The 18,503-nt window shown below is 56.0% G+C and carries 16 protein-coding genes; 10 read left to right on the forward strand and 6 right to left on the reverse strand.

What is annotated here, in order from left to right:
• The first annotated feature begins 211 nt into the window (after positions 1–211).
• From V8L71_RS09600 to V8L71_RS09630, 7 genes are all read left to right on the forward strand, one after another.
• Positions 212–1,195: a LysR family transcriptional regulator gene (locus V8L71_RS09600; RefSeq protein ID WP_336273976.1), complete on the forward strand. Its 984-nt coding sequence runs from the start codon at positions 212–214 to the stop codon at positions 1,193–1,195.
• 50 nt (positions 1,196–1,245) lie between these two features.
• Positions 1,246–2,229 carry a TRAP transporter substrate-binding protein gene (locus V8L71_RS09605; protein WP_336273977.1) on the forward strand — a complete coding sequence of 328 codons (984 nt, stop codon included), beginning with the start codon at positions 1,246–1,248 and terminating at the stop codon, positions 2,227–2,229.
• Between the two features lie 81 nt (positions 2,230–2,310).
• Entirely contained in the window at positions 2,311–2,874 is a 564-nt protein-coding gene (locus V8L71_RS09610) for a TRAP transporter small permease (protein ID WP_336273978.1), read from the forward strand.
• A 44-nt stretch (positions 2,875–2,918) separates the two neighbouring features.
• Positions 2,919–4,223: a TRAP transporter large permease gene (locus V8L71_RS09615; protein WP_336273979.1), complete on the forward strand. Its 1,305-nt coding sequence runs from the start codon at positions 2,919–2,921 to the stop codon at positions 4,221–4,223.
• Between the two features lie 127 nt (positions 4,224–4,350).
• Positions 4,351–7,026: a bifunctional diguanylate cyclase/phosphodiesterase gene (locus tag V8L71_RS09620; protein ID WP_336273980.1), complete on the forward strand. Its 2,676-nt coding sequence runs from the start codon at positions 4,351–4,353 to the stop codon at positions 7,024–7,026.
• Positions 7,027–7,115: 89 nt separating this feature from the next.
• The gene (locus V8L71_RS09625) at positions 7,116–7,847 is read left to right on the forward strand and encodes an HAD family hydrolase (RefSeq protein WP_336273981.1); all 732 of its coding nucleotides are present in this window, start codon (positions 7,116–7,118) and stop codon (positions 7,845–7,847) included.
• Positions 7,848–7,883: 36 nt separating this feature from the next.
• Positions 7,884–8,777: an EamA family transporter gene (locus V8L71_RS09630; protein WP_336273982.1), complete on the forward strand. Its 894-nt coding sequence runs from the start codon at positions 7,884–7,886 to the stop codon at positions 8,775–8,777.
• Positions 8,778–8,802: 25 nt separating this feature from the next.
• On the opposite strand, the gene V8L71_RS09635 is transcribed toward V8L71_RS09630, so the two are convergent.
• The 3 genes from V8L71_RS09635 to V8L71_RS09645 form a co-directional block, all read right to left on the reverse strand.
• Entirely contained in the window at positions 8,803–9,543 is a 741-nt protein-coding gene (locus tag V8L71_RS09635) for a sulfite exporter TauE/SafE family protein (RefSeq protein ID WP_101146456.1), read from the reverse strand.
• 134 nt (positions 9,544–9,677) lie between these two features.
• Positions 9,678–11,033: a magnesium transporter gene (mgtE, locus tag V8L71_RS09640; RefSeq protein WP_336273983.1), complete on the reverse strand. Its 1,356-nt coding sequence runs from the start codon at positions 11,031–11,033 to the stop codon at positions 9,678–9,680.
• Positions 11,034–11,392: 359 nt separating this feature from the next.
• Entirely contained in the window at positions 11,393–11,767 is a 375-nt protein-coding gene (locus V8L71_RS09645; protein ID WP_008959256.1) for a YbaN family protein, read from the reverse strand.
• Between the two features lie 198 nt (positions 11,768–11,965).
• On the opposite strand from V8L71_RS09645, the gene V8L71_RS09650 reads away from it, so the two are divergent.
• On the forward strand, positions 11,966–14,101 hold the full coding sequence (locus V8L71_RS09650; protein WP_336273984.1) for a PhoX family protein: 2,136 nt from the start codon (positions 11,966–11,968) through the stop codon (positions 14,099–14,101).
• A gap of 145 nt (positions 14,102–14,246) precedes the next feature.
• Here the strand turns inward: V8L71_RS09650 and V8L71_RS09655 are convergent, their stop codons facing one another.
• Together V8L71_RS09655 and V8L71_RS09660 are read right to left on the reverse strand one after the other, a co-directional pair.
• Positions 14,247–14,738 carry a YciE/YciF ferroxidase family protein gene (locus V8L71_RS09655; protein ID WP_176304068.1) on the reverse strand — a complete coding sequence of 164 codons (492 nt, stop codon included), beginning with the start codon at positions 14,736–14,738 and terminating at the stop codon, positions 14,247–14,249.
• Positions 14,739–14,832: 94 nt separating this feature from the next.
• Positions 14,833–15,162, reverse strand: coding sequence for a hypothetical protein (locus V8L71_RS09660; RefSeq protein WP_336273985.1), 330 nt, complete (start codon positions 15,160–15,162; stop codon positions 14,833–14,835).
• Positions 15,163–15,345: 183 nt separating this feature from the next.
• On the opposite strand from V8L71_RS09660, the gene V8L71_RS09665 reads away from it, so the two are divergent.
• Positions 15,346–16,239: a LysR family transcriptional regulator gene (locus V8L71_RS09665; protein ID WP_336273986.1), complete on the forward strand. Its 894-nt coding sequence runs from the start codon at positions 15,346–15,348 to the stop codon at positions 16,237–16,239.
• A gap of 68 nt (positions 16,240–16,307) precedes the next feature.
• Here the strand turns inward: V8L71_RS09665 and V8L71_RS09670 are convergent, their stop codons facing one another.
• Positions 16,308–17,387, reverse strand: coding sequence for a LacI family DNA-binding transcriptional regulator (locus tag V8L71_RS09670; protein ID WP_336273987.1), 1,080 nt, complete (start codon positions 17,385–17,387; stop codon positions 16,308–16,310).
• A gap of 179 nt (positions 17,388–17,566) precedes the next feature.
• Between V8L71_RS09670 and ltnD the strand changes: the two genes are divergently transcribed.
• On the forward strand, positions 17,567–18,499 hold the full coding sequence (gene ltnD / locus V8L71_RS09675) for an L-threonate dehydrogenase (RefSeq protein WP_336273988.1): 933 nt from the start codon (positions 17,567–17,569) through the stop codon (positions 18,497–18,499).
• The last annotated feature ends 4 nt before the right edge of the window (positions 18,500–18,503 follow it).

Raw genomic sequence — 18,503 nt, forward strand, 5'->3', positions numbered from 1 at the left:
TGGTGGAAAAATGGTTGACGCTTGGGCACGATACGCTTATCACAGTAAGGGCGAGGCGTGATAATAACGTTGATGAAACAGCGCTGCCGAAGATGGTCTCGAAGTTGCATAGTGATCTTGTGTTCACGAGCATCAGCACAAAGCAATCAGCGTTGCGTGCCAGCAAGACGGCGCTTAGTCACTCTCAAAAGTCATTCGTAGGCGTGTCACTATGCTCGATTTTAAGGAACTTGAGGCATTTGTATGGGCGGTGAGGCTTGGCTCCTTCCGTAAGGCGGCGACCCGTTTGCACCTGACCCAGCCCTCAGTTTCTGAGCGTATTTCACGTCTTGAAACCGCCGTGGGGGAGCTGCTGCTAGAGCGTGCCGCCCGGCCCGTTCAGCCCACCATGCGGGGCCGCGAGTTCTTTGTGCACGCTGAACGAATGCTGCACCAGCGTGACGAGGCAATGAGGCTTTTCGATGATGAAGAGGCGTTTTCTGCACCATTGCGGCTCGGCACGATTGAAACGATTGCCCATAGCTGGTTTCCCGAGTTTATGCGCAGGCTCACCGAGCGCTACCCACGTCTGACTATCGAGCTAACGGTGGATTACTCACCGGTGCTCAATGAGCGGCTACGCGGCAACGAGCTGGATATCGTGCTGGCGATGAATGGTTATTCACCTCAGAAGCAGATCGATTATGAGTCGTTGAGCCCTTATGAGATGGGGATGTTCGTCTCCCCCCGGCATGCGCCGTTACTTAGCGAAAGCGCCGACATTTGGGGTAGGCAACTGCCGTTTATTTCCTTCGGCAAGCTGGCGCGTCCCTATACAGAATTAGTGAATTACCTGGCAGAGCAGGGCGTGGCCAGCCCCCGAATTCATAGCGTCAGCACGTTGATGACGATAGTCCGCATGACCACGGAAGGGCTGGGGATTGGTGCCTTGCCGGTGGCGACCGTGCTGGAAGAGTGGCAGCGAGGGGAGCTTTACCGGCTTGAACTGCCGGTGCCGTTACCGGCGATGCACTATGATGTGATATGGCGCCACGCTAACCATCCGCGCTTTTGTCGCGGTGTGGCTCGGCTGGCCCAAGAGTGCGCTTGCGGCTATGCGCAGGCGCGCCGTGCCGATATGACCACAACACTTTTCTCCGGGCGTTGGGTTGCCACCCGCGCCTCCTCTGGTACCACCAAAGCACCACACTGTTAGCACCATACGGTTAGCACAATACTATTAATAGAAATAAGAGGGTTCTCACAATGCGCAAGACATTAACTTCCACACTGCTTCTAGCCACCGCCTGCGGTTTAACGGTCACGGCGCACGCCGCAGAGTGGACCATGGCCACGCCGTACGGTGATGCCAGCTTCCACACCCAAAATACCAAGCAGTTTGCCGAAGATGTCGCCGAGGCGACGGACGGCGAATTAACCATTACCGTGCATAGCGGTGGCTCTCTTGTGGCACACGGAGAGATCAAACCGTCTGTGCGTCGCGGCACTATCGATGCGGGCGAAGTCTTCCTGTCGGTACTTTCCAATGATGATCCCATTTTCGAAGTGGACACACTGCCAGGGGTCGCTGGCAGTTACGACGATGCTTACGCGTTGTGGGAAGCCACCAAGCCCATGATCACCGAGCTCTTCGCCTATGAAGGGTTGATTCCGCTCTACGCGGTCGCCTGGCCTGCACAAGGGATCTACACATCAGAGCCGCTCACCGACCCTGAGCAGTTTGAAGGCCTGCGCGTGCGTGCCCCGAACATCAATACCCAGCGCTTCGTCGACAACCTGGGCGGCAGCCCCACTGAAACCGAAGAGTCTGATATCCCCACCGCCTTCAGCACTGGCCGTGTGGACGCCATGATTACCTCAAGCTCCACTGGGAACTCCATGGCGGCTTGGGACTATGTCACCGACTACACCGACGCTAACCTGTGGTTGCCCAAGAACATTGTCTTCATCAGCCAGCGCAGTTTCGATGGCCTGGATGAAGCGACCCAGGAAGCCCTAATGGAAGCCGCCGCTGAGGCTGAAAAACGTGGTTGGGAGATGAGCCGCGAAGATAACCAGGCGAGCTTAGAAGCTCTGCAAGAAAACGGTATCGCTGTTTCAGAGCCTAACGATGCGATTTCAGAGGCGCTGCAGTCAGCCGGTGATGAGCTGTTTGAAGATTGGCAGTCGCGTGCCGACGACGAAGCCAAACAGGCGCTGGAAGACTACCGCGAGCAACGCGACAGCTAATCTCCAGTTTCAATGGCTCTTGCAGGGTCGGGGCAATGCCACCGCCCCTGCTTATTCCGCGCGCTTTATGAGGCTGCGAACATGACGTTTAAATTCGACAAACTCTATCGCCTCGGTGCTTGGGGTGCGGCGGCGTGCATGGTGGCTATCTGTGCGCTGATCGCGCTCCAGGTAACCTTCCGCTTGGTAGATGCCCTGCTGGTGCTGGTAGGTTTGAGCCGGCTAGGCCTGAGTATTACCGGCGTTTCAGAAATTGCGTCTTACTTATTAGTCGGCGCGACCTTTTTGGGCTTGGCCTACACCTTTGTGCATCACGCCCATATTCGCGTGACGCTGTTGATTACCCGTTTGCCCCCGGCCATTCGTGTGTGGTTTGAAGTGTTTGGTCTCATCATCGCCTTGGCGATCAGCCTGATGCTCAGTTATGGCCTGGTGGGGCTGGCGCGAGAGAGCATTCAATACAACGATGTGTCTTCAGGATTTGTGTCGATTCCGCTCTGGATTCCCCAGCTGGTACTTGCGACCAGTGTAGGGCTGTTCTGTCTGGCGCTGGCTGAAGCGTTGTTCATGGCGGTGCGTATCGCTATTCGCGACCCTTCAAGTTTTCGCGAAGCGACGGCCCCAGATGAAAGCGAGGGCCACTAAATGGCGACCTTCACTCACCTGCCCTCTAAATTGGAGAGCTCATCGTGCTGCTACTAAGTCTCGCCACCATTTTTACGCTTGTACTGTTACTAGGGAGCGGGGTTTGGATCGCCTTCGCGCTGATTGGTACTGCCTGGATAGCACTCGAATTCTTCAGCTCGTTTTCACCAGCTTCTATCCTGGCCTCTGATTTTTGGGGGGCCAGCTATGGGTGGGACCTTACCGCGCTGCCCATGTTTATCTGGATGGGCGAAATTCTGTTTCGTTCGGGGCTCGCCGATAATATGTTCCGCGGTCTGTCTCCCTGGTTAAACCGCCTGCCGGGGCGCCTTTTGCATACCAACATCATTGGCAGCGGCATGTTTGCCGCGGTGTGCGGCTCTTCGGCTGCCACCTGCGCAACGGTAGGCAAGATGACCCTGCCGGAGCTCGAGCGGCGGGGCTACGATAGCAACATGGCGATTGGCACGCTGGCCAGTGCCTCTACGCTGGGACTTTTGATTCCGCCTTCCATCGTGCTGATCGTCTACGGCGTGGTTACCGAGCAGTCGATCTCCAGACTGTTTATGGCGGGCATCGGCCCCGGCCTGATGATCCTGGCGATGTTCATGAGCTATCTCATTTTGTGGGCGCTATTGAAAGGTAACCGCGAAGGCCTGACCGGTGAAGATGAGTCAGGCATGAGTTTTGGGGAAAAACTGCGCAACACCTGGTCACTGGTGCCCATTCTGCTGCTGATCGGCGGCATCATCTTCTCGATCTATGGTGGCTTGGCCTCACCCACGGAGGCAGCAGCGGTCGGTGTGGTGCTGTCGATCGTGATTGCCCGCTTCAATGGTCACTTTGACCGCGAGATATTCAAGAGCTCGCTGTTTGCCGCTGTGCGTACCGCCTGCATGATTGCCTTCATTATTGCGGGGGCGTCTTTCCTGACTTCGGCCATGGGCTTCACCCAGGTGCCGATGAAGCTTGCTCAGGCGATTGGTGAAATGGGGCTTTCACCCACCATGCTGTTGATCGCACTCACCTTGCTGCTGCTGATCATGGGCTGCTTTCTTGATGGTATTTCGCTGATTCTGCTGGTTACCGCGATTATCATGCCACTGGTGAGCGCCGCCGGGTTTGACCTGATCTGGTTTGGCATCTATCTGGTGATCGTCGTCGAAATGTCGCAGATTACGCCGCCGGTTGGCTTCAATCTGTTCGTGATTCAGGGGCTGACGGGTAAGGATATTCTGACCATTACCAAGGCCACGCTGCCGTTCTTCCTGCTGATGCTGTTGGCGATTGCCTTAATGCATCTCTTTCCCGGTATCGCGCTCTACCTGCCCCAGGCGATGACCCGTTAACGCTCACTATCGTCCACGGTCAATCATCCAGGCGGCTGTCATGCAGGCCTGGATGTTGATTGGGTGCTTCTTTGTCGCTTCGCTTCGCGCTAAGCTACAGAAAAAGCGGGAATAGGTGGCTCCACCCATGCGCACGAGGAATGACGCTACAGAGATATTTCGACAGTTGGCCGAAGGCATGGGTCACAGTGGGAGCTCTCACTTTTACGCCACGCTGGTAGAGCGCTTGGCAGCCTTACTGGGCGTTGATCATGTATTGATGGCCGATGTAACCCAGTTGCATCAGGCTAAGACGTTAGCGGTCTGGTCCAATGGCGGTCTGCTTGGCAATATCACCTACTCGCTGTCCGGCACCCCTTGCGAAACTGCGCTAGGGCGCGGTTCCTGCCTGTATGCGTGTGATGTTCAATTGCTCTTTCCAGACGATAAGCTGCTCTGCAAGCTCGGCGCCGAGAGTTATATGGGGCGCCCCCTCTACGCTGCCGATGGCGCGCTGATTGGCCTGCTGGCGGTGCTTAAGAACTCCCCTATGCAGTTGGATGAGCTAGCCAATGAAATTTTGCAAATTGCCGCCGCTCAGGCCGGCGCGGAGCTAGGTCGCCAAAAGGCAGAGCAGGCATTAAGAGCAAGCGAAGAAGTCGCACGGGAGAGTGAGCGACGCCTGGATACGCTGCTGAATCACCTGCCTGGCATGGCCTACCGTTGCTTCAATGACCGTGACTGGACTATGCAGGTGGTAAGCCAAGGGGCCGAGGCACTGACCGGGTACCGTCCGGATGAGTTGCAAGGTAACCGGGTGACCAGCTTCGCCGCGTTGATTCATCCCGATGACCAGGAAAAACTCTTCGACGAGGTGCAGTTGGCCATTGTCAGCAAGCGGCCTTACCGGGTGGTGTATCGGTTGAAGCATCGCGACGGGGAGAGTCGCTGGATGTGGGAGCAGGGCCAGGCGGTCATGGGTCCTGACGGTGAGATCGTTTGCCTGGAAGGCTTTATCTCGGATGTGACCGATCAGCAAGAGTCGCAACGGGTACAAAACGCCGTGCTTCAGGTTGCTTCGACGGTCACTACGCGGGTGGGTGACGGTTATTTTCAGCAGCTGATTGCCACGCTGGTTGAAGTGCTGGAAGCCGACGCAGGCTTCATTGCATTACTGCATACCTCCCCTCAGGGCGAGGAAGAAGTCTATGGCCAGGCAACCACGGTCAGTATGGTGGTCAGTGGCGAACAGCGTGAGCAGCACGCTTTCGCACTGCGCGGGTCGCCTAGCGAGCAGGTGGTGCTGGAGCGTGAAGCGGTGATGCATGACGGCCCGCCGCTGCTATTAGCGGGCACGCAGCTACCGGTCAGGGCGTGGATTGGTCGCCGCTTAGATAACGCCAACGGCGAAACCATTGGCGTGATGATGGTGTTTTACCGCCAACCGCTGACGACTAATGCGTTCGCCACCTCGGTGTTGCAAATCCTTTCTACTGGTGCCGCGGCAGAGCTTGAACGCCGCCGGGACCACCGCCATATGCATCAGTTGGCCTACACGGACAGCACTACCGGGCTACCTAACCGTACCCGCTTCATGGAGCTGTTAGCGCAGATGTGGCAAGAGGCCCATCATACTGGGCAGGGGCTTTCGCTGCTGCTACTGGATATTCGTCGCTTTAAGGAGGTGAATGACCTGCACGGCCACCAAGTAGGTGATCAACTACTGGTGTCAGTCGCGGACCGCTTGCAGAAGATCAGCCACGCCTATGGCCCATTGGCGCGTTTATCTGGCGATGAGTTTGCCATGCTGGTGGCCGACGCTGATATCAGAAACATAAATGATCTCGTCGAGCAGTTGCGCTCAGCTGTGACTCAGCCGCTGCAGCTGGAGCGCCGTGTGTTTAACCTTGATGTCAGCATCGGTTATGCCCGTTATCCCCACGATGTGAAGCAAGCGAGTGAGCTGTTCAATGCCACCAGTATTGCGCTTCACCACGCCAAACGCCGCGACAACAGTACCTGCCCCTATACCCAAGCAATGCATCACGCGCTACAGCGCCGCCAGCGGATGACCGAGCGGCTCAGCGTGGCTATCAGCGAAAACAAACTGGCACTCTATTTTCAGCCCCAGGTGGACCTTGCCAGCGGGCAGCTGACAGGCGCTGAGGCTCTCTGCCGCTGGCATGACGCGGAGTGGGGGTGGGTGAGTCCCGGTGAGTTTATTCCGCTGGCCGAAGAGCGCGGATTGATACGCCTCTTGGGAGACTGGGTGTTGGAGGAGTCGGCTAGGCAATTAATGGCATGGGGTACGCAAAACAAGCAGGCACTGCCGGGTAGGCTGTCGATCAATATTTCTGCCCAGCAGTTTGCTGACCCCGAGTTAACTCAGCATATTGCGCAGCTAATGGCTGGCGTACCACCGAATGCCATTTCTCTGGAGCTTACCGAAAGCGACTTTATGCGCGATCCTGATCAAGCGGTAGAAATTACTCACACCATGCGTAAGGCGGGTTACGCACTCTCTATTGACGACTTTGGCACAGGCTACTCCTCACTCTCATACCTGAGGCGTTTCGCCGCCGACGCACTGAAGATCGATATCTCTTTTGTGCGCGAGATGCTCGATAACCATCACGACCGCACCATTGTGCAGACCATCATTGCCATGGCGAAAGCGCTAGAGATGAAAACGGTGGCAGAAGGGGTAGAGACCCCAGCGCAGGCCCGCCTGCTGGCCGACATGGGCTGTAATGAAGCCCAGGGCTACTGGTTCGGTCGACCGTTGCCAGCCAATGAGTTTGCTGCAGCGTGGTTGAACAAGTAACCACGCAATATCACCGCCAGCGTCATCGTCCTGTCATCACCTTTGGCATACCCTACGCGCCGCCAACCTGCGATGAAAGGAGTGCTCCCATGCGCCTGGCCCTGTTTGATCTTGATGACACCCTCCTAGATGGAGACTGCAGCGACCGCTGGAATTTATGGATGATAGACCAAGGGTGGGTCAGCGATGCCGAGACCTTCATGGCGCGTGCCGAGCAGATGCAGCGGGCTTATCATGCGGGCAAGCTAAAGCTCGAAGAGTATCTAGCCATGACCCTGGCGCCACTGCGCGGGCGCCGGGTAACGGATGTGCAAAAAGAGGTCGAGCGGTTTGTCGCCACACACCTTCAGCCGCGTATCTTCACTCAGGCCTGGGCCTGCCTGGAAGCGCATCGCCAGGCGGGCGATACCCTGTTGCTGATTTCTGCATCTGCGCGGCATCTGGTTCAGCCCATTGCGGCTACTTTGGGGATCGAGCACGTGCTGGCGGTAGAGCTGAGCATCGAACATGGCATCAATGAAGACGCGCGATATACCGGTGGTAGTGAAGGTATTTTTTCCTATCGCGGCGGCAAAGTGCTGCGCTTGAAGCAGTGGCTGGTCGAGCAGCAGATCACCCCCAGCCACACCACGTTTTACTCCGATTCCCGCAACGACCTTCCGCTGCTGCAGTACGTGGATTGCCCGGTTGCGGTCAACCCCGACGCGGTGTTGGCCGAGGTGGCTAGCGTTGAAGGGTGGCGGCGCTTAGACTGGCGGGCGCCAGCGCCTGTGAGCGCTTCGTCGCCCAACGCTTTGCCAGGAAAATCGGCGCATGCCTGATGTTATTAATACACGACTTCAACAAGGAGAGCGTCCTTGAGCCCAGCCGCCCTCGCGCTAGTGCTGGTGTCGGTGTGTATGCACGCTGGATGGAACGTGCTAGGTAAGCGCAACGAGCCGTCGTTGGCCTCATTTGCTCTGGCTTATGGTGCGGGAGGGGCGTTAATGCTGCCGCTAGTGTTGCTTGGGCCATCATTAGCGTCGTTACCCAGTGTTTTTTGGGGCTGGTTGGTACTCTCTGGACTGTGCCAGATGCTCTATATGGGCGGCCTGGCCTGGGCCTATGCGCGGGGGGAAGTGAGCGTGCTTTACCCCATCGCCAGGGCACTGCCCGTGGTGCTGGTGCCTTTGGTTTCCATCGCGCTGCTGGGCAGCCGTGTGTTGGATGCCTGGGACGGTTTGGGAATGATGCTAGTAGTAGCTGGCGCACTCTGTCTGCCGCTAAGCCATCCGGAGGCGCGTCGTTTTTCCACCTATTTCACGCCCGCCATGGGGTTTGCGCTGCTGGCGGCGGCGGGAACGGTGGGCTATTCGCTCATCGATAAGCAGGCTTTAGGCCTCATGCAGGGCGCTGGTCACAGCGGACTCACCGCTGGAGCCGTCTTTATGGTGCTGCAAGCGGTGATGACGCTGACCTGGGCGGTACCGCTGCTGTCACTGCTGCCTGCCGAGCGCCGCCGCCTGCCCGCACTTCGCCAGCAGGGCCTAACGATGCTAATCACCACCGGGCTGATGATGACCTGCACCTACGGCCTCGTGCTGATGGCCATGGCGATGACCGATGAAGTGAGCTATGTAGTCGCTCTGCGCCAGCTATCGATTCCGGTGGGTGTGTTGATGGGCGTGCTATGGCTAAAAGAGCCTGCTTCCACCGCTAAAACACTTGGCACCTTGGTGATGCTGGCGGGGTTGATCATGGTGGCACTGTAGTCGCGCCGCCTGCTCGCTCTCTAAACTAGAGCGCCTGCCACACCAAGTTAATCCCCACTAAGAACATGGCGATGATCACTAGGCGGTAAAACAGCTTTTCATTGACGCGGCTCTGCAGCCAAAGACCGTTACGTACACCGATCCAAGCAACGGGTACCAGCAGCAGCGAGGCCCAGGCGCTAGTCATGTTGACCTCGCCTAACCACACATAAGGCCCCAGTTTGATGGAGTTCACGACTGCGTAGGTCACCGTGCAGGTGGCAATAAAGGTCTCTTTGGAGAGCTTGCGCGGCATCAAGTACATATTCATCGGCGGTGCGCCCGCATGGGCAATAAAACTAGTGAACCCGCAAACGCTGGCGGCAGGTAGCGCCCATCGGGAAGAGATAGGTTTCTTGGCCACGGGTTTCAGCAACATATAGGCCGCAAACACTACCGAGAGAAGGCCCAGCACCAGCCGCACTCCTTGCTCACTCAGGCTGCCAAACAGCAGCGTTCCCACCGTGACGCCAATGAATAACCCTGGCACAAAGCGCCACACTTCCGCGCTATCGTGTTTACTCCACCACGCTTTTACCGCAAACACATCCATCACCAGCAATAGCGGCAACAGTAATCCGGCTGCTTGGGTCGGGCTAATCGCCAGCGCCATCAAGGGCACTGAAAGCGTGCCGAAGCCACCCGCAAAGCCGCCTTTTGATACGCCGGTCAGGTAAACGGAAAATACGATTAACAGCCAAGCAATCACGGTATAGTCGGGGAGCATGAACGCCTCTGGATATTCAAAAAAGTGAACCACAAAAAAAGCCCCGCATTAGCGGGGCTCATCAGCATAGCATTAGATAAACGTTAGCGGGCGAAGTGAGTGGCGACGCCGCTTGCACCATTCAATGGCTTTGATCACAAAATAATCAGCGTCGCGAGCCCCAAGAACGATAGAAAGCCCACCACATCTGTGACGGTGGTGAGAATTACCGCGCCGGAGAGGGCAGGGTCAATCTGTAGTTGTTTCAACACCAGGGGAATGAGGACGCCGGATAGGTTGGCGAGACTCATGTTGATGAAAATCGCCAGAGTAATGACCAGAGTAATCAGCGGGTCGCTAAACCACAGGTAGGAAATGCCGCCGACCACCAGGGCCCATACCAGGCCATTACTCATCCCCACCCATAGTTCTTTATTGTACAGCCAGCGTTTATTGTTACCGGCAAGCTGCCCAAGCGCCAAGCCGCGTATGACCACCGTTAAGGTTTGGCTACCTGCAATTCCGCCCATGCTGGCGACCACAGGCATGAGAATGGCGAGCGCAACGATTTGATCCAGCACGGCTTCAAACTGCCCAATCACAAAGGCCGCCAAAAAGGCGGTCAGCAGGTTAATACCCAGCCAAATACCGCGACTTTTTGCGCTGCGCGCAATGGGGGTAAACACTTCTTCTTCGTCGCTAACGCCTGACATGTGTTTCAACGTCATGTCAGCATCATCTTGGGTGATTTCTAATACGTCGGCAGCGTTTAGCTGGCCGACCAATAACCCATCGCTATCGCACACTGGCACAAAGTGGAGTTCTTTAGAGCGCAATAATGCAGCGGCGTCACTCACTTTCATTTGATCGTTTAGGGTGAAAAAATCATCCATAAAATCATCAACCACGGCTTCTTGTGGCTGTTTGATTAAATCAATCAGGCTCAGGGTGCCGAGTAGGCGTTTATCCTTGTCTGTAATCATGATTTGCTGTGATTCATCATCGAGCAGGTGATGAATCCGGATATAGCGTTGTACAGCCTCTAATGACACGCCTTGTTTTACATTGACCGTCTCGGGGTCCATGTATCGACCCACCACATCATCTTCATAGGCATGAAGGTTCTCAACCTGGGCGCGTATCTCTTGGTCCAAGCTGGCATAGACGGTGGTTTTGATCTCTTCGTCGGCGACATCAAGAACTTCGGCGACTTCCTGGGCATCCAAGCCTCTGACGATCTGTTCGACATCGCTGGCAGAAAGATCCTCAATATAGTCAGCGCGAATACCCTCATCGACTTCTGCTAGGACTTCACCAAGCACGTCGTCCGGAATGTAGTCCCAAAGTAAATCACGGGTTTTAGCGGGGAACGACTCAAGCGTGCGCGCAATCGCTAATATATCGAGCTCTGTGAATAGCTCTTTGAGGGCAGCGGTATCTTCTTCATCTAATAACTTTTGAAGATACAGCAGTTGCTCCTCGGTATTGGTATATTTTTCATCATCGCGCATAGAGTCCATCCTTATAAACACTCATTTTTAACACAACCACTTGAAAGCTCGTGATGGCTCACCATGGATCTTATCGGCAGGCTTGGTTGAAAGCCATCCCGGCTTTTTTGCACGGCATTTTCTGCGTCGGGAGGCGTTGAGTTCTGATATGCGGCAAGGGCGAGGAAGGTAGGGACGAGGATGGCAGTGACAAAGATAGCAGAGAGTAGTGACAGGCTTCAGAAGCTGGGATACCGCCTAGTTGAGCCTTTCATCCCCACTAGCTTAGCCGTATCGCGGGCGATACGCAGTATTTGCTCGTGACCATTGGGGGCTACGGGAAGTGGTCTCGACCCATCAGGTGCCGATTTAGTGATGTGTTAAGGCGAAGAAGAGGGCTCAGGACGGGTAGCTAACCACAGAGCGATCATTATAAGGAAAGCGACCACACCCCAGCGCAGCCAGCCCTGGTCGAGTGACCAGACCACGATCAATGCACTCAACGCGATCATGCTGACGGCTGCGAGCTTGGCACGCCGGGGAATGGCGCGCTCTTGCTCCCAGGTGATCAGCAATGGCCCGACATAGTGGCGGGAGCGGATCCAGACTTCAAAGCGCGGTGAGCCTTTGGAGGCACAGTAAACAGCGATCAGCATAAAAATAGTGGTGGGCATTAGCGGTAAAAAAATACCCACCAGCCCCAGGCTGAAACTAATAGCCGCCAACGCCACCCATATGATGCTGATCAGTCTCATCCTTGCTCCCGATTGGCTCGCTGTTACTCAGTGCATTGCATTATGTGTTAATAAGTATGGTCTTATATCACGGCTTCGCCATGCAGGTGGTTAGTCTTCATATAAATGCAGACACTCCGTCATCGTCCTGTCATTTAGCCTCTTTAGTGTCTCCTAACGTTCAATCGTTGGCATACAAACGATCAGGGGGAGACCACCATGAGTAAAGAGATCGAAGATCATCGCCTGTTTAACCGCAGTAGCAATCAGCCTTTTGCTGAGGTATTAGCGCGGCACGTATCCCGACGTGATGTGATGCGCGGCGGCTTGGGAGTCGCTGCTGCCTCGATGCTCAGTTTTGGTGGCGCTGCCCAGGCGTTGGCTTCCAGTGGTGCGCAGAAAACACCCCTGACGCTCGCCTTTGAAGCGGTACGCGGATCCCTTACCGAAGCGATTGTGGTGCCGGAAGGCTATGTGGCCCAGGTGTTGGTGCCTTGGGGCACGCCATTGAGCACAGGCGATGCGTGGCAGGCCGACCAAACCATGACACCTGAGCGGCAGGCGGAAAGTGTCGGCATGCACCATGATGGCATGGCCGGTTTTGCCTTGGACGCCGACAACGCCTCGCGTCGTTTCGTGCTGGCGCTCAATAACGAATATATCGACCAAGCCGCACTATGGGCACCTCAGGGCGGCCCCACCAATGCCGAAGAGGGCCAGCGGCCAGCAGATGAGTCGCGCACCGAGATCAACGCTCACGGTGTCACGCTTGTCGAAGTCGAAAAAGACGCCAATGGCCAATGGTCGCATGTGCCGGGGTCGCGCTATAACCGCCGCTTCACCAGCGCAACGGTGATGGAGCTTTCCGGGCCCGTGGCTGGCAGTGACTACGTCAAGACACAGTTCTCTCCGACAGGCATGCAAACCCGCGGCACGAACAATAATTGCGGTAATGGGGTAACCCCCTGGGGAACCTATATTGCCTGTGAAGAGAACTGGCCCGATATCTTCGTCAATCGTGGCGAACGCTTTCAGGACGACGCCCGCATCGGCATCCCCACGGACAAAAGCCGCTATGGTTGGGACACATCCGCAGGCGATGCCTCCGAGGAGAATGGTGAGTTCGCCCGCTTTGATATCACCCCACGTAGCGAGCGGGCGGAGGATGATTATCGCAACGAGGCACGCACCTTCGGCTATCAGGTGGAGGTTGATCCCTATAGCGGAGTGCGGGCCGTCAAGCGGACAGCGCTTGGGCGTTTCCGCCATGAAGGATGCTGGTTAGGCAAGCTGGAAGCCGGTCAGCCGGTGGTCTACTACTCGGGACACGATGCCCGCAACGAGTATGTGTATAAATACGTCTCCGACGCTGCCTGGGATCCCGCCGATGCCAATCGCCCCGGCGAAGCGTATGACCGTCTTGTCATCGGCAGCAAATACCTGGACAACGGCACGCTGTTCGTGGCGCGTTTCCATGCTGATGGCAGCGGTGAATGGCTGCCGCTAACACCCAGTGCTCAAACGCGTGATGGCCGCACATTGGCCGCGGCGCTGGGGCTTGCCAGCGATGATCAAGCAGGCATTATCATCAATACCTGTGACGCGGCGGATTTGTTGGGCGCCACACCGATGGATCGTCTTGAGTGGGCCTCTGTTGACCCTGCCTCAGGCGATGTCTATCTCACGCTAACCAATAATAGCCAGCGCACCGCTGAGGACTCCACGCCGACGTACACGAACGACGGCGAGCGTCTTGAGCAGAATGGCGTCGGTTACGATCTGGCACCGACCAACGCGGCCAATCCACGTGCCAATAATGAGGCGGGACACATCATCCGCTGGCGTGAAAGTCGTCTGCCGAATGCCTTTACCTGGGAGGTTTTCGTGTTTGGTGCGGCGACCGATGATGCGGATAACCACTCTGGCCTGACGGAAATGAACCAGTTTGCCAGCCCCGACGGGCTATGGTTCGACGAGCGCGGCGATGGGCAGGGTATTCTCTGGATCCAGACGGATAACGGCTATGAAGGTATCACCGAGTACACCAACGACCAGTTGCTTGCGGTCGTGCCTAACGGTCTCGATGATATTCAAGGCACCGGACCCGTCATTAACAGTAGCAACCAGCAGCAGCTCAAACGTTTTGCGGTGGGGCCGAACGGCTGCGAAGTGACCGGCATCTTTGCCACACCTGATAAAACCGCGCTGTTTATCAACATTCAGCATCCGGGCAATTGGCCAGCCGACGCAAGCGCCTTGGTGCAAGACGCTACAGTTGCCGCCAGTGGTCAAGTGCGCCCCCGCGCAGCGACCGTGGTGATACAGAAGCGTGACGGCGGCCCGGTGGGAGTGTAAAAGCTATTAAGTTGCTAATGCATAACGTAGTGATAGCACTAGCGCTTAGCCAATAGTGCCAATTGCTAAAACGAGCGGGAAAGGGTGGGCTTGATTAATTAAGCCCACCCTATAAAAACACTTTATAAAAGCATTTTATAAAAAGTTAACCAGCTTTCTTGTTAACGTTCTCTTTCGCTAACATATTCAACTTATCATCCGCGGATTTTTCTTCCTTCAGCGTTTCGGCCAGGATGTTTTTAGCTTCGGTATAACCTAACTGTTCTGCAAGAGAACACAGCGTGCCATAGGTGGCGATTTCATAGTGTTCTACTTTTTGTGCAGCACCAATCAGGCCAGCATCACGTACAGCGCCTTTTTCGGTCGCTTCAATCAGTTCCTGCGCTTCCTCTATCAAGCTCTCCATGGCGTAACACTTCAGCCGTTTGATACGGATATCAGGCACGCTATCAGCGACTTGCTCTAGTCTTTCTACCTGTCCTTGGGTTTCATCAAGGTGATGTTTAAAAGCATCGACCAGCTTGGGGTCATCCGCGGCACGCGCCATTTTGGGCAGCGCGCGAGTCATTTGCTTTTCTGCGCTATTTGTTTCAGAAAGTAGCCGAACGAAAAGCTCATTAGCGTTTTTAATAATCATGATTTGCTCCATGCTGATAAAAAGATAAACCGTCGCAAATCCATGCGACGGTTTAAAGCTAGCAAGGAATGTAGGGGCGATAAATATATATAAGTTAAGTTTTAATGCCAATGTTGGCTTTTTCCTCTAACGCTTGCACAGCATCGACGCTCAGGGGCAACTGATTGGCCCAGTGAATATTTTCACGGCAATGACCAATATCCTGTAGTACGTGGTCATCGTAGGCCAATAGAGGCACTACATGGCGGCGAAAAAGCTGCCGACGCCGGTAGCGCCACCAACGCATTTCAAGCCTGTGAATCAAGGTCAGCGACGGCATCGCTGGCATATAAAACTCCAGCCGGGGCGGTTTAGGTGGCGGAGTTAGTTGGCTGGCTTGCTGCCAAGCATACTGAGCATGTCGGGTAGGGTTGTCGTGATTCATTACACACCTCCATCGTACACCTGCTCCTAAGCCACAGCGCCTGCACGCCTGCTGAAGTGGGTGTCATTTATCGTTAATAAGAAGGAGGGTCGCGACCTCTGATAATTAGCTTGGTGCACAACCTTGGATCAATCAAACGAAAAGAACTACACTGTGCCTTAAGTTTTTCTGAAAGGTGGCGTGATGAATCAGCTAACGAATGTGGTGAGCAGCCGGGCTGCCTTGCCGCTACTGGATAGTGAAGTGCTGCGCAGCTTTGTAACGATTGCGGAAAGTGGCAGCTTCACTCGCGCTGCCCAGCAGCTGTTTCGGACCCCTTCCGCACTGAGCATGCAGATCAAACGCCTGGAAGAGACACTGGGACAGACGCTATTTGTACGCGAAGCGCGCCATGTGCGACTGACGGCAGAGGGGGAAGTGCTGCTTGGTTATGGCCGACGGCTGCTGAAACTCAATGCCGAGGCAGTGACACAATTCTTGGCGCCAACATTGGAAGGGCGTGTAGGGCTGGGAATCACCGACGACGTTGTCTGGCGTGTACTGCCCACCGTACTGGCCCAATTTGCGCGCTCACATCCGGCCGTGCAGGTCGATGTCGTTGTTGGCCGCAGCATAGAGCTGCTTGCTAGATTGGATGAGGCGGAACTTGACTTGGCCCTGGTGATGGCGGGGGAACCTGGGCAGGCGACGCGTGGCGAGATCGTGCATAGCGAGCCGCTGGTATGGGCGGGCCGGGAGGATGGTGTTGCCGTACAACGTTCGCCGCTACCGGTGACACTGGCTCAACAGGGGTGTGCATGGCGTAGAATTGCACTCCATGCGCTGGATAGCGCCGGGATGAATTACCGCATTGCCTACTCCTGCGACCACTGTGCCGGGCAGGAAGCCGCTATGTTGGCAGATCTGGCCATTTCACCGTTTCCGAAAAGCTTGATTCGCCCCCCGCTCAAACGTCTCACTAACGAATCGCTACCCCCATTGGGTGATTATCAGGTAGCGCTGGTTAAACGGCCTGGCAGTGGCGATGCCAGCGAAGTGTTGGCCGAGCGGGTGGTGGAGGCTTTTCGGGAGGGGTGAGTTCATATTTTAATGACATCGATATATGAACATCTGTCTGGCTCCAGCGCTGTCTATTGTGCTTGAGCCTAAGTACTGCCGCCGATTTGAAGCGTAAAGCCCACATCGTGCTGGCGGCGGTAGACGTTTTTGCCGCCTAGTCGCCGGATAAGCTCCTTGGCGGCGAGGCGGCCCATCTCTTCTCTAGGTGAGAGAATGGTCGTGAGCTGAGGCGTCACGTGCTGTCCAAGCGGCAGGCCGTTAAACCCGGCAATGGCGATATCCTCGGGCACGTTTAGCCCTTGGCGCTGAGCAGCCAGCAGGGCGCCTGCCGCTAGGTCGTCGTTGGCAAAGTGAATGGCCTGGGTATGGGGATATTGCGCGAGCACTTGGGCCAGTCCTTCCGCGCCCGCTTGCAGGCTGCCCAGGGTGTCTAGTTCCAGTAGTGGGGCGTCGATCCCTTTCTCCTTTAGCACCGCTTTATGTCCATCAAAACGCATGCCAGCGCGGTAGTCCTGAGCTAGGCGTGCGCCTACATAAACAATATGGCGGTAGCCTTTGTCGATCAGATGGGTAGCCATACAGCGGCCGGCGGCCACGTGATCCAGCCCGACGTTAAGATCCATGCCTTGTCCTAGCTCCATCACTTCCATGATGGGGTGATCCCAGTTCGCCAGCAGCGTATGGCACGCCGTGTTGTGGCGCAGCCCTGCCGTCACCAGCGCCGAACATGACCAGCCTAGAAAAGTGCGTACCAACTGATACTCACGGTCTAGATCGTAGTCGGTGTTACCCAGCAGTATCTGATAACCCTCGGCTTCCAGTGTCTCCTGCAGCCCCTTGATGACTTCCACAAACACGCTATTGATCAGTGATGGCACGATCACGGCAATCAGCCGTGATCGGGATGAGGCCAGACTACCGGCAACCAAGTTGGGTACGTACCCCAAGTTCTCCACGGCCTGAAGAACGCTTCGCCTTGCGCTATCGCTAACTTTATCGGGATAGTTCAGTGCCCGCGATGCGGTGATCGGCGATACCCCAGCCGCTTGTGCCACTTGGCTGAGCGTGACTTGGTCTGAGCTTCGTCGCTGCCTAGCGTTGTTAGGCAGGGCAGGCGTTTTCACATTTTTGGCGCGCGAGCCAGCGTTAGGTGAGTCTTTAGACATTGGTCGCAGGGCCCTAATGTTCAGCTTGTCGTTACGCAGAGAATAATCTAAAACAAATGGTAGCGCTATCATGACAGCGCTACCATTTGGCTTTCAGCAACGGGCTAGAATTAGGAGAACAGCGCCGCGACGATAGCAACAAAAACAACAACACTTTCAACAAAGCGAGGTGTCGGCAGGTGAGTCAACACGATCAACAATCACTTCAAGTAGGCGTTATTGGCCTGGGTGCCATGGGCATGGGCACTGCTACGGTATTGCTCCAACACGGGTTTAACGTCACGGGCTGCGATATTTCTGCAGACGCTCGCGATGCCTTCGTGGCGGCAGGGGGCAGAAGTGTTGCAACACCTGCCGAGCTTGCTCACTGCCATATTGTGTTGGTGGTTGTCGTTAACGGCCTACAGGTTGAGCAGGTGTTGTTCGGAGAGCAGGGCGTGGCCAGCCAATTGGCACCGGGAAGCCTGATTATGCAGTGTGCTACGGTGGCGCCTAGTCAAGCCAAACAGCTAGGTGAGCGCTTGTCGACGCAGGGTTTAATGATGCTGGATGCGCCGATTAGCGGCGGCGCGGCGAAAGCCAAAAGCGGTGAGCTCTCGGTCATGGCTTCCGGCGCACCAGAAGCCTTCACGTATGCGCAGGGAGTGCTTGATGCCATGGCCGCCAAGGTCTATCGCCTTGGCGATGCCCCCGGGGTGGGCTCCAGTATGAAGCTGGTCAACCAGTTGTTGGCTGGCGTGCATATTGCCACCGCTGCCGAAGCCATGGCGCTGGGTATTCGTATGGGGCTCGACCCCGAGGTTATTTATGACGTCATCACCCACTCAGCGGGCAATTCTTGGATGTTCGAGAACCGCGTGCCGCACATTCTGAGTGGTGACTACACGCCGCTTTCCGCTGTGGATATCTTCGTTAAAGATCTCAATATCGTGCATCAAACCGGCCGCGAGCTGGCTTTGGCAACGCCGGTGGCGTCCAGTGCACTGCAGCAGTTTACCGCTGCCAGCGGTGCAGGCTTTGGCCGTGAAGATGATTCAGCGGTGATCAAGGTTTATCAGCGGCTCTCCGGCATCGCCTTGCCGGAAGCCGCCAACGATGCCCAGGGAGCCTGATAAA

The sequence above is a fragment of the Vreelandella indica genome, from assembly GCF_037070225.1.
GTDB lineage: Bacteria > Pseudomonadota > Gammaproteobacteria > Pseudomonadales > Halomonadaceae > Vreelandella > Vreelandella arctica.